Origin of the sequence: Paraburkholderia sp. IMGN_8, assembly GCF_038050405.1 — a bacterium.
In the GTDB taxonomy this organism is placed as follows: Bacteria; Pseudomonadota; Gammaproteobacteria; order Burkholderiales; family Burkholderiaceae; genus Paraburkholderia.
Genome location: NZ_CP150900.1, coordinates 2001966 through 2013708 on the forward strand (window position 1 = coordinate 2001966; position 11743 = coordinate 2013708).

At 61.1% G+C, this 11743-nt stretch carries 9 protein-coding genes; 8 read left to right on the forward strand and 1 reads right to left on the reverse strand.

The window, feature by feature from the left end; translation table 11 throughout:
• The first annotated feature begins 57 nt into the window (after positions 1-57).
• From WN982_RS09435 to WN982_RS09465, 7 genes are all read left to right on the forward strand, one after another.
• Positions 58-1425 carry an MFS transporter gene (locus WN982_RS09435; RefSeq protein ID WP_341315429.1) on the forward strand — a complete coding sequence of 456 codons (1368 nt, stop codon included), beginning with the start codon at positions 58-60 and terminating at the stop codon, positions 1423-1425.
• A 167-nt stretch (positions 1426-1592) separates the two neighbouring features.
• Entirely contained in the window at positions 1593-2780 is a 1188-nt protein-coding gene (locus WN982_RS09440; protein ID WP_341315430.1) for a porin, read from the forward strand.
• A gap of 265 nt (positions 2781-3045) precedes the next feature.
• Positions 3046-3954 carry a LysR family transcriptional regulator gene (locus tag WN982_RS09445; RefSeq protein WP_341315431.1) on the forward strand — a complete coding sequence of 303 codons (909 nt, stop codon included), beginning with the start codon at positions 3046-3048 and terminating at the stop codon, positions 3952-3954.
• Between the two features lie 224 nt (positions 3955-4178).
• Complete coding sequence (locus tag WN982_RS09450) at positions 4179-4613, forward strand: MarR family winged helix-turn-helix transcriptional regulator (protein WP_341315757.1); 435 nt, start codon at positions 4179-4181, stop codon at positions 4611-4613.
• 63 nt (positions 4614-4676) lie between these two features.
• Complete coding sequence (locus tag WN982_RS09455; protein ID WP_341315432.1) at positions 4677-5759, forward strand: HlyD family secretion protein; 1083 nt, start codon at positions 4677-4679, stop codon at positions 5757-5759.
• Between the two features lie 17 nt (positions 5760-5776).
• On the forward strand, positions 5777-7351 hold the full coding sequence (locus tag WN982_RS09460; RefSeq protein ID WP_341315433.1) for a DHA2 family efflux MFS transporter permease subunit: 1575 nt from the start codon (positions 5777-5779) through the stop codon (positions 7349-7351).
• A gap of 13 nt (positions 7352-7364) precedes the next feature.
• Positions 7365-8801, forward strand: a complete 1437-nt coding sequence (locus WN982_RS09465) for an efflux transporter outer membrane subunit (RefSeq protein ID WP_341315434.1) — start codon at positions 7365-7367, stop codon at positions 8799-8801.
• Between the two features lie 89 nt (positions 8802-8890).
• Here WN982_RS09465 and WN982_RS09470 read toward each other — a convergent pair whose 3' ends face one another.
• On the reverse strand, positions 8891-9133 hold the full coding sequence (locus tag WN982_RS09470) for a hypothetical protein (RefSeq protein ID WP_341315435.1): 243 nt from the start codon (positions 9131-9133) through the stop codon (positions 8891-8893).
• Positions 9134-9683: 550 nt separating this feature from the next.
• On the opposite strand from WN982_RS09470, the gene WN982_RS09475 reads away from it, so the two are divergent.
• Entirely contained in the window at positions 9684-11714 is a 2031-nt protein-coding gene (locus WN982_RS09475) for a sigma-54-dependent Fis family transcriptional regulator (RefSeq protein ID WP_341315436.1), read from the forward strand.
• Positions 11715-11743: the final 29 nt, after the last annotated feature.

The window sequence follows — 11743 nt, forward strand, 5'->3', positions numbered from 1 at the left end:
CGAGACTGACAGGTGAACGGGCACAAAACCTGGGCCTGCGAATCAGGAGACGAATTGATGAACGCGTTGTTCGAAACAGATGCGGCAGCAGCAGAAGACAAGGATTCAGACCGGGCCTTGCGCGATGCCTATCGAGCCTCGGAGTGGCGGATTATGCCTATCCTCTTTGGTTTATGGCTGCTTGCGTGGGTTGACCGTGCAAACGTGGCATTCGCCAAACTGCAGATGCTATCGGACTTGCGTTTCAGCGAGACCGTGTATGGGTTCGGCGCGGGGCTGTTCTTCCTGGGCTATGTGCTGCTAGGCGTGCCGAGTTCCATGGTTCAGCAACGCGTCGGTGCGCGAAAGACCATTTCGTCGATCGCACTCGGCTGGGGAGTGACCAGTGTCGCGATGATGTTTGTGAAAAGCGCCGGGACGTTCTATGTGCTCCGCTTCCTGCTGGGCGCGTTCGAAGCGGGCTTCTATCCAGGCGTCATCCTGTACATGAATCAGTGGTTCCCGACGAAGCGGCGCACGCGCAACTTCAGCATCTTTCACTCTGCGGCGATCTGCTCGACCGTCGCCGTAGGGCTAAGCGGCGGGTTCGTGCTCGAACATATGAGCGGTCTGTGGGGCGTCGCCGGATGGCGCTGGATGCTTCTCCTCCAGTCCGTTCCTACGGTCCTGATGGGTTGTCTCGCGTTCGCCGTGCTTCCGGACGGACCGGCCACCGCGCGGTGGCTGTCGCCGCAGCAGCGGCGTCTTGTTCAGGACGACCTCGAGCGTGACAGCGATGGTTTCGTGTCAAGGGCCGGACGGGCGGCACCGTTGCTCGCCAACCCGGTGGTCTGGGTGCTTGCCGCTGCTTACTTCTGCATCCTGACTGCGAACTCCGCGCTGAGCTTCTTCACCCCGACCATCCTTCACGAAGCCGGTTTCGGCGGTTACAGCGCGATTGGCAATGCGATTGCAGCGATATGCGTACTCGGCGCGCTCGGCAACATTGCGTTCTCCACATTCGCTAGCCGGTATCGAGACGTGCGATGGCATTGCGCGGTGGCGTCGCTGATCAGCGTCGCAAGTCTGCTGGTACTCGTCTTCGTGTGGCACAGCAGCCGTCAAGCAACGTTTGCCACGCTGGTGCTCGCGCTCGCCGGAACGGGTGCCGGTATATCGCTGTTCTGGCAGATTCCCGTGCGCTTCCTGCATGGGAATGCGATGGCATTGGGTGTGCCGCTCATCAGTTCGGTCGCCAACGTTGCCGGATTCCTGACCCCCTGGTTGACGGGATATGTGCGTGATGTCTCCGGCAGCTACACGAGCGGGTTCGTCACCGCCGCAGCCGTTCAGGCGCTCGCTGCGATCATCCTGATCGTGGGCATTCCATTTGTGGCTCGCAAACAGCAGACGAGTGCCGCGACGCCGGGACAGGAGCCCGCCTGAACGCCGGCGGTGCAAACAACCAACTGACCGGTCAGTGCCGGTTATGTGCGTGGAAAAAGCATGCACACGCACTGCGGTCAGTTAATCGTCTGTCGACGAAAGAAATGAACCGATGATGCCATCGTGGCATTCAAATAATTAGGTATGGAAAATAAATGGAGACTGTCATGCAACGTTCCGTGCGACTGGCAAGTGCGCTTGTCGCGTTGACACCGGTGGTCGCGTTCGCCCAAAGCAGCGTGACGCTTTATGGCCTGGTCGATTCTGGTATCAGCTATGCGAACAACGTCGCACCCAAGCTCGGCGCCATCGGCGGACGCAAGATTCAGGAGACGAGTGGCGTCGGCATTCCGTCGCGCTGGGGTATCCGCGGCATCGAGGACCTCGGCGCGGGCAATGTGGCCGTCCTGGTGCTGGAAAATGGCTTCAGTGTTGCCAACGGAACCATGTTGCAAGGCTCCCGCCTGTTCGGCCGTCAAGCATATGTTGGGTTAGGAAACAAGGATCTGGGGACGGTCACGTTCGGCCGTCAATACGAATCTGTCGTGGACTTCGTTGGCCCATTCGCATCCGCGCGGCAATGGGGTACGCAGTATGGTGCACATGTCGGCGATGTCGACAATCTTTACACCACCTTCCGGATCAACAACGCAGTCAAATATCAAAGCGCAACCCTGTGGGGCTTAACGTTTGGTGGCTTGTATGCATTCAGCAATCAGGCCGCTGGCCCGGGTGGGACCGGCTTCGCGAATAACCGGGCATGGAGCGTCGGCGGCAGTTTCACTCGTGATGCATTTTCATTCGGCGTTGGCCACTTTCATCTTACCAATCCATCGGCGGGAGGAACCGACGGCAACAATACGTCAGGCGCCGTGGTTGGGGACTACACGAACCCCACGGCCGTCTTCTACGTGCGGCCGGTGACCTCGCACGATGTGACGGCGGTCGGCGTCGCATATGCCCTGAACGCATTCACGGTGGGCGGTGTATATACCTACGCCAAGCTTCGCAATACCGATCACAGCAGCTTTTCGCTATCCAATTACGAGGCTAACGCCAAATACCGGTTCACGCCCGCGCTGGTGGCCGGCGTGGCGGCCATCTACAGCGTCGGCGAGGTTGAAGGAGCATCGTCGATCGCCAATGTCAGCGCTGGTCAGCATCCGCACTGGCTTCAGTTCAACGCAGGGCTGATTTACTCGCTCAGCAGGCTCACGGATATCTACGGCGCCGTCGTGTACCAGAAGGCGTTGAACGGTGCGTTGACTGCTGCCGTCGTCAATATTGGCGGCCCGAGCGGGACCAACTCGCGGTATCAGATCGCGACTACGATCGGAATGCGGCACAGATTCTGAAAGACGTACCTGGCGGGTCGCGGGTACTGAGCGATGCACGAGTCCATCTCTCCGGGCTGGTCAACCGCACGTAAAGCGTTCACGACGCACTCAATCGTATCGGTCGGCACCGCTCTGCCTTAGACTCCTGTCAATGGTGCCGTGGCCATTGCTGTTTGCCGTCCGCGTTGTCTTCAGGGTTCAGAATCGCAGCTGAAACTTGGCGCGGCAGGGAAAATTCGGCAATCCGACCATCCTCATAACCGTACGCCAGTGAGATCTCACCATGGACTATGTCGAAAGCTTGCGCGTTTTCCGGTCGGTGGTCGAATTGAAGAGCTTCTCGCGAGCAGCGGATATTCACGGACTGGCGCGGCCCGCGGTATCGCGGGCGATAGCGGGCCTGGAAGAGCGGGTAGGATGCAGGCTGTTGCACCGGACAACGCGACAGGTGTCGCTGACGGAAGCCGCGGAGCGATTCTACGAAGGCTGCGTACGCATCCTGGACGACCTGGACTCACTCGAGGCAGACGTCGGCAATCAGACGCGAGAGGCGGGCGGCGTTTTGCGCCTCGTCGCCCACACGACAGCTACGATCAACCGGCTGGTTCCATTGATTGCCGGGTTCAAGCGGGCGCATCCGAAAGTCACCCTGGATGTGACGCTTACGGAGCGCCCCGTAGACCTGGTGGCGGATGGATACGACCTCGGTATCGTCGTTCCTTACATGCTGACGAGTGAGACGGCGGTGGTGCGTCTGCTTGAGCGTATCCCCGTCGTCATCGTCGCGACGCCGCAGTATCTGCAGGCGTCGTCAACGCCGAAGCATCCGGCGGAACTGGCCAATCATCTTTTTGTGGCGATGTCGCCGTCGATTCGACGACCCAGCATCGGTTTTCGGACCGGGAAGGAGGAGCTGACGGTGCCGGTTCGCTTCGATGTTTCATCGAACAGTCCCACCTTCAACCGGGAGATGGTGCTGCAGGGGTTCGGCATCGGTGTCGTGCCCGCAGCGCTTGTCGAGCGCGAGTTGGCCTCCGGCAAACTCGTACGTCTGCTCGCCGACTTCGAGCTTGCCGACGACAGCATCGAGATTCGGCTCGCCTACAGTAACCGGACGCTGCTGCCCGCCAAGGTGCGCGCGTTCATCGACCATGCGGCCGATTTTTTTGGAGCGCCCGCGACGGCGCGCTAGTCCAGGTAAAGGAACACGCCCGCACCACGGTTCTCTACGAAGAACCTGAAAAAAAGGGGCGCATCATGGCGCGTTACCGTGAAACGCTGATCGGGCTCGATGCGCAAGCGGGCAGCGCCTGTACCAATGTTCGCAAGCCGCCGTCCGATTGATGCACATCGGGACAACAAACTGGTAATCCAGCCGGCATCGCTTCCCGATGCTCGTCCCGCTAATCTGTGCGCATGCACACTCAATTTCTCCAGCACGACGACTGTTTCGCTATCCGCCAGGCCGCCCGTCGAATTTCGCAATTCTACGAGCGTTATCTGTCTGCAACGGGTGTCACACCCTCGCAGTACAGCATTCTCAGCGTGCTTGCCCGGAATCCCGGTCTCACGATGGCGCGATTGTCTGCCGTTCTGGTGGTTGAGCGTACGACGCTTCTGCGGGCTCTCAAGCCGCTGCTCAAGTCGGACCTGGTTGCAGGCCGGTATCAGGCAAACGGGAAGCGCCGGCTGGTGTTCGATCTGACCGAATACGGCATTGGCAAGCTGGCGGAAGCTTCCGTCAGCTGGCAGGCAGCCCAGGAGGCTTTCGAACGCAGGTTCGGTCCCGAACGGGCAGCACAGCTTCGCGCCGAGCTCTTTCGCATCAAGGCCGACATCGCGACGACTTAGGCAGTGAACACGTTTCAGCAATTCAGTTTTTATCAATCATAGTGCATATACACAGGTGAACCGATGAATACAACTGTATCTCCCTCTTCAAAGGCCGCTGTGGCAGGCGAGGCCTCTGTAAAGAGCCGACAGATTCCGTGGATGAAGCTTGCAGCGTCGATTGTCGTCGTCGTGCTCGCGGCCGCGGCGACCTACTGGTATACCGTCCTGCGTCTCGAGCAGACCACGGATGACGCCTATGTCGGCGGCAATGTCACCGTCATGGCGCCGAAGGTGACGGGCTTTATCGACGCGATCGACGTGACCGACAACCAGCACGTGAAGGCGGGCCAGGTGCTCGTACGCCTCGACGCGCGGGACTATGACGCGCAGCTCGCTCAGGCAACGGCGGACGTCGATCGCGCACGGGCGGAGGTGACGGAGCTGGAGGCGAAGCAGACGCTCCAGGCCGCGGTGATCGCCCAGCAGGCGGCAGAAAAGAACGCGGCGTCGGCGGAACTGACGCGCGCGTCGTCCGACAAGACGCGCTACCGCGAACTGGTCAAGGACGATGCTGTTTCGAATCAGATCGTCGAGCGCGCCGATGCCGACTACACGAAGGCGCAAGCCTCCGTGGAGCGCAGCGATGCAGGCGTTTCAGCCGCGAAGCGTCAACTCGATGTGCTCGCTGCGCAATTGAACGATGCGAGAGCACGCGTCAACACCGCATTGGCCGCGCAGCGTGTCGCCGAACTGAACGTCGAATACACGACCATTCGTTCGCCTGTCGACGGCTCCATCGGTAATCGCACTGGCCGTGTCGGCATGCTCGCGAAAGTCGGCGTGCCGATTCTGACGGTCGTTCCGTCGAATGGCCTGTGGGTCGACGCGAACTTCAAGGAGGATCAGCTCAAGAAGATGCAGGGCGGCGAGAAGGTGGACGTGTCACTCGATGCTTCAAGCCGTACCTTCCGCGGCGTGGTGGAAAGCCTGGCACCGGCCACGGGCGCGACCTTTAGCGTGCTGCCTCCGGAAAACGCAACGGGCAACTTCACGAAGATCGTTCAGCGCGTACCGGTGCGCATCCACCTCGATCCGCAAGCGGGTCTCGCGGACGTGCTGCGCCCCGGCTTGTCCGCGGTTGTAACCGTTCATACCGGTAGCTGAGCGCGACGGAGCCGATCATGAATAACCCTCATACGATGGACCCGGCATCGCAACCGATGAAGCAGCGTGTGTTTGCTTTCGGCCTGATGTGCCTGGGCTTTTTCATGGCCACGCTGGACATCCAGATCGTCGCGTCTTCGCTTCGCGATATCGGCGGCGGGCTTTCTGCTAGTCAGGATGAATTGTCGTGGGTACAGACCGCATACCTGATCGCGGAAATCCTCGTGATCCCGATGTCCGGATGGCTTTCGAAAGTGTTTTCGACACGCTGGCTGTTCGTCGCATCGGCGGTGGGCTTCACTGCAACGAGCATGCTGTGCGGCCTCGCGTGGGACATCAACTCGATGATTCTCTTCCGCTGCCTGCAAGGGGCGCTCGGCGCGGCGATGATTCCGACCGTCTTCACGACCGCATTCGTGCTGTTCCCCGGCAAGCAGCGGCTCGTCGCTTCGACCACGATCGGCGCGCTGGCGTCGCTGGCGCCTGCAGTGGGGCCCGTGATCGGCGGCTGGATCACCGATCAGTGGTCGTGGCACTGGCTGTTCTATCTGAACCTGGTCCCGGGTCTTGCCGTCGCGGCGCTCGTGCCGAAGTACGTGCATATCGACGATCCGGATCTCGGGTTGCTGAAAAAGGGCGACTACCTGGGCATCGTGCTGATGTCGGGCTTTCTCGGCTGTCTCGAGTATGTTCTGGAAGAGGGCCCGCGCAAGAACTGGATGAGCGACCACATCATCGTCACCTGCACCTGGATTTCGGCAATCTGCGGATTTCTCTTCCTGGTGCACGCGTTGACAGCGAAAGACCCCATCGTCGATATCCGGGCGCTGGTGGTCAGGAACTTCGGCATCGGCAGCGTGCTGTCTTTCGTGACGGGCATCGGCATCTTCGTCGCGGTCTTTCTCACACCGCTGTTTCTAGCCCAGGTGCGCGGCTTCAACTCGCTGCAGATCGGTATTGCGCTGCTCTCCGTCGGTGCGTTCCAGCTATTGGCGCTGGGCGCTTATGCGTATGCGTCGCGCTTTTTCAGCATGCGCGCGCTGCTGATGTTCGGTCTGATCTGCTTTGGTGCCGGTTGTTACCTGTACACGCCACTGACGCACGACTGGGGATGGCAACAGCTCCTGTTGCCGCAGGCGCTGCGTGGCATCGGCCAGCAGTTCGCAGTGCCGCCGATCGTGACGATGGCGCTCGGTTCGTTGCCGCAATCGCGTCTGAAGTCGGCAAGCGGTCTGTTCAATCTGATGCGCAATCTCGGCGGCGCGATTGGCATCGCGGTCAGTTCGACGATGCTTAACGACAGGCTGAATTTCCACTATCTGCGTCTGAACGAGAGTGTCACCACAGGCACACCGCAGGTCGAAGCGCTGCTGGACGAACGGACCGCGCACTGGACTGCAGCGGCGGGCGATGCAGTGAACGCCGCGCAGTCGGGACTTGCGAACCTGCACGCACTCGTTTACCGCGAAGCACTGACGTTGACGTACGCGGACACGTTCTACGTGCTTTCTCTCTGCTTCCTGGTCGCCATTGTCAGCGTCCTGTTTTCGAAACCCATCTCCAACGCTGCGCCTCCGCCGGATGCGCATTGAGGTCATCATGAACATGAAAAAGCTTCTTATTGCTGCCGCAGTCAGCGTGTTCGTCAGCGCCTGCGCTGTACAACCGGCAAACCATGCAGCGCTTCCAGCTACCGTTCAAAGCGTTGCGCCGCAGGGTTGGAGCGTAGACGCGCAGAAGTCGGATATCGACGCCAAAGCGTGGTGGGCACATTTCGGCGACCCGGTTCTCGACCAGCTCATCGACATCGTTCTCTCCGAAAACCTGGACCTGCAAGCCGCCGCCGAGCGCGTGAAGCAGGCCCAGTCGCTGACGGTGCAAAAGCGCGCCGTGCTGCTGCCGGAACTGGACGCAACGGGCCATGTGTCCGACACGCGCCAGAACACGCCGCCGCCGCTTGGCTATGTGAAGCAGGGCGGCATCGGGCTCGCGCTCAGCTGGTCACCGGATGTGTTTGGCGGAATGCGGCTTGATTTGCTCGCCTCTCAGGCCCAGCTCGTCGGGCAGAAACATGCCGAAGACGCCGTTCGTCTCGCGCTGGCCGCCGACACCGCGTCGGCTTATGTGGACCTGCGCTGGGCGCAATCTGAACTCAAGATCCTGCAGGACAACCAGCGCATCCGCGAGCGGGCGCTGCAACTCACGCAGGAGCGCCTGAAATTCGGCCTGTCGACCCAGCTCGACGTCACCCGCGCTCAAAACCAGCTTGACGCGCTCAAAGCCAGGATTTCGCCGACACAGGCGGCCATCCAGCACCAGCTCAATCTGATTGCGGTCTACTCGGGTAGAACGCCCGAGTCGGTCGACAAGCTGGTCCTGGCGACACCGGCGCCGATTCCGGCTCCCCCCGGGACCGCGCCTCAAACGCTGCCGTCCGAGGCGCTGCTCCGGCGTCCCGATGTGCTGAGCGCATACGCCCAGGTCGAACAGCGCGCGGCGCAGGTCGGCGTGGCGAAGGCCGAGCGGTATCCGAAGTTTTCACTCAATCTGACGGACGGGTTGCTGGCCGCTTCATATATGGGTCTGCCGGCGCTCACGGACAACCTGTTCAGCGCGGCGCTCAGTGCAACCAGTCCCATCTTCAATGCTGGCCGTATAACGGCGGAGATCGAGCAGAGCGAAAGCAAAATGCGAGAGTCCGAACTCAACCTGCATCAGACCATGTTGCAGGCTCTTCGCGAGGTTGAGGATTCGCGTGCGGATCTCGTCAGCACCACGGACTCGACGCAGCGGCTGCAGGACGCGCTGGGCGCATCGGACAAGTCGTTGAAGCTCGCAAACGAACTGTACAAGGGCGGCGCGACCGACTTCCTCGACGTTCTGTCGGCACAGGAAGCCTATCTGCGCGACTCCGATGCGTTGAATCAGGCGCAACGCGAGCATGCGCTCTCGGCGGTTGCCTTGTATCGTTCGCTTGGTGGTGGCTGGAGTCAGAACGACACCGCCACCGCTGCGGCATCCAGTTCGGTGGCGGCAAAGTGAGCCAGCGCGAAGTACATCGACGATGAGGAAAGCGGACGGAAAGCTATGAACGCATAGCCGCGAGGAGGTGCATGCCCGCCCAGGTCAGACTAATAAACCCTCATAGCTGGCCTTCCGCTTTCGATGCTGGGCGGGAATACACACCACGAGCCGTCGTCGTGCCTGAAGAAAAGAATCGCCAGCAGGCCGGTCGAACGCAATGCCTCGACACGCACATAGCGTTTGTGATTCGCACTCGTGCGACCGAAGCGTGTGACGCGAACCGGCATCGCCGGGGTCGGCGCCAACCACTTGTCGACCAGCAAACGCAAGGACATCTGACCGGTGTTCATCGCCTTCTCCTTCGACCTCATTCACGTCAAGTGGTCCGTCAACTGCTGCTTCGGCTATCGGACCGAACCTGGAAGCGACCATTGCGGCTCGCCTGTACCCAGTTAACCGCAAGGGCTATGCCAATATTCCCGGTCTTTTTGTAAGTGATTGATTTAATGTGAATTTCTCTGGCGGTCCGTCGCTGGGGCGGGCGCCGGATGCACAAAGCGTTCGATTTCCGGACGGTCCCGTTTTTCAGGGATAGAATTTGAGCGGAGGCTCATGTCCGCATGGCGTCCGCGCCGTGACAGAGCGCTGATGAGAGCAGCCGCGGCATCAGGAACAGTCCGACCGACGGCCCTGATAGCGCCTCGGTCTGCATCAGATAGCGAAGCGTTCGAAAACACTACGTTCGAAGCATCGAGGCCGTCCCAGCGCTCATCGCCGTGGACCGGAGTCGTCGGGCTATCAACCGGGCCAATCGCGCTTCACGACCAAAAAAAGAAAAACACCATCAGGCAAGGTGGGCCCGCTAGTCGGGCGAGAAAGTCATGCTCATATGGAGACGGCATGAAAGAGACAGGTACGCCAATGGACTGGTTCTCCAGTCCGGATCGCGACGCTAGTGTCATGGCGGCGTGGGAACGTTTGATTCAAGGCGACAAGTCGGCCAATGGTGCCCTGCGCGGGGTAGTAGACGATTCCTGGCGCCGCTGCCTGGACGCAAGCGTGGACCCCGGCACGACCTCCGCGCCCCCGCCTCTGGAAGAAGGGCGTCTGTTCGATCTGCGCATCAAGAACGACCGCCTGATGCATGCCAGCGTGCCGCTTATCCAGCAGACACGCGAGTTCCTTTCGCAGACGGGAACCATCCTGCTGCTCGCCGATCCGGACGGCATGATCCTCGAACTGGCTGGCGATACGCGCATCGTTGAGCCGGCAGGCGAAGTCCGCTTGATACCCGGTTGCAACTGGACAGAACTCAGTTGCGGCACCAACGCGATCGGCACGGCCCTAGCTTTGCAGCAACCGGTGCAGATCCATGGTTCCGAGCATTTCTGCGCAGGCATCAAGCAGTGGACCTGTTCCGCCACGGTGGTCCGCGATCCGCTGGATGGCCGGGTACTCGGCGTGCTGGACGTTTCAGGGCTGGCGCAAACCTACAGTCAGCATGGTCTGGCGTTCATCGTCTCGATGGCAGGGCGTATCGAGAGCCGGCTCGCCAAATTCGCCATGGAGCGGCGTCTGCGCCTGATGGAGCGGTGCATGGCCTATTGCTCCGGGCGTGTGGATGGTGTCGTGGTGGTGGACGAGTGCGGACGGCTTGTCAAAGCGAACCCGCAAGCGCCGGCCGCATTTGCTCGTCTCGGTCTGTCAGGCGCACTGGACGGCGCTTTTCCCATCCCGGACATCGCGAGGATTGCCGATGGCGCGATGTCGCCGCAATTACCGACGTGGCTGCGCGTCGCACGAATCGAGCGAGTCAAGGAAGACGCCGACACACTCGGCTTCATGCTGATCGCCCCGGCCGCCAGTCGGCGCGCCGTTGTGCTGCCTGACGCGATGTCCGCCGCTGACGCCACGCCTGCGCCGGCGTTCTCGCGCATTGTCGGCACGAGTCCCGCACTGCGTGCGGCTGTCCAGAAAGCGCAGCAGCTTGCCAAAGCCACGGTGCCGGTGCTGCTGCTCGGCGAAACGGGCGTCGGCAAGGAATTGTTTGCGCAAGGCATCCATCAGGCCAGCGCGAGGGCTGACGGCCCCTTTGTCGCCCTGAATTGTGGCGGCTTGTCCCGCGACCTGTTGACCAGTGAGCTGTTCGGTTACGCGGAAGGGGCATTCACTGGCGCGCGCAAATCCGGCATGACGGGGAAAATCGAAGCGGCTAATCATGGCACGCTGTTCCTCGACGAAATCGGCGAAATGCCGCTCGACATCCAGCCGCATTTGCTGCGCGTGCTGGAGGAAGGGGAGATCTATCGATTGGGCGAGAACACGCCTCGCAAGGTCAACTTTCGCCTGATCGCTGCCACGCATCGCGACCTGCGTGCCGACGTGGCCGATGGCAAATTCCGCATGGATTTGTATTACCGGCTGGCTGTCACGAACATCTCGATACCACCGCTGCGGGAACGCAAGGCGGACTTGCCCGACATGATCGCGCATTGGGTGCGTGTCGCGCGTGAACGCTACAACGTGGCCCATGCCGTCTTCGACGATGTCGCGTACGAATGTCTGCTGAACTACGCATGGCCCGGCAACGTTCGCGAGTTGCGCAACGCGATCGAGGGCGCGGTGCTCATGGCCCAGGATGGGACAATAACGGTGGACCACCTGCCGCCCGAAATCGGCGCGTCAGCCGTTCCGGCAGGCGCTCAGGATACGGCGCCCGCCGCGCAGTCCGCGCTTGCGCTCCAGAAGGTCCGCTCGCTGGAAATGGCAGAAGCCGAGTCGATCCGCGTTGCAATCCAGCAAAGCCGGGGCAATCTGACCCAGGTGGCTGCGCAGCTCGGCATCGCAAAAAGCACGTTGTATCAGAAGATCAGGAAGTACGCGCTGATGCAGGACCTTGGAACCACCCGGCAGGTCACCCGGCGACACTGAGCATCGTCGACTGCGACAGGGGATCATGA

What these genes read in the sequence shown, in the direction of transcription:
- WN982_RS09470 (WP_341315435.1), bottom strand. Translation starts at nt 9,133, where the DNA reads ATGAACACCGGTCAGATGTCCTTGCGTTTGCTGGTCGACAAGTGGTTG.
- WN982_RS09460 (WP_341315433.1), top strand. Translation starts at nt 5,777, where the DNA reads ATGAATAACCCTCATACGATGGACCCGGCATCGCAACCGATGAAGCAG.
- WN982_RS09455 (WP_341315432.1), top strand. Translation starts at nt 4,677, where the DNA reads ATGAATACAACTGTATCTCCCTCTTCAAAGGCCGCTGTGGCAGGCGAG.
- WN982_RS09440 (WP_341315430.1), top strand. Translation starts at nt 1,593, where the DNA reads ATGCAACGTTCCGTGCGACTGGCAAGTGCGCTTGTCGCGTTGACACCG.
- WN982_RS09445 (WP_341315431.1), top strand. Translation starts at nt 3,046, where the DNA reads ATGGACTATGTCGAAAGCTTGCGCGTTTTCCGGTCGGTGGTCGAATTG.
- WN982_RS09465 (WP_341315434.1), top strand. Translation starts at nt 7,365, where the DNA reads ATGAAAAAGCTTCTTATTGCTGCCGCAGTCAGCGTGTTCGTCAGCGCC.
- WN982_RS09450 (WP_341315757.1), top strand. Translation starts at nt 4,179, where the DNA reads ATGCACACTCAATTTCTCCAGCACGACGACTGTTTCGCTATCCGCCAG.
- WN982_RS09435 (WP_341315429.1), top strand. Translation starts at nt 58, where the DNA reads ATGAACGCGTTGTTCGAAACAGATGCGGCAGCAGCAGAAGACAAGGAT.
- WN982_RS09475 (WP_341315436.1), top strand. Translation starts at nt 9,684, where the DNA reads ATGAAAGAGACAGGTACGCCAATGGACTGGTTCTCCAGTCCGGATCGC.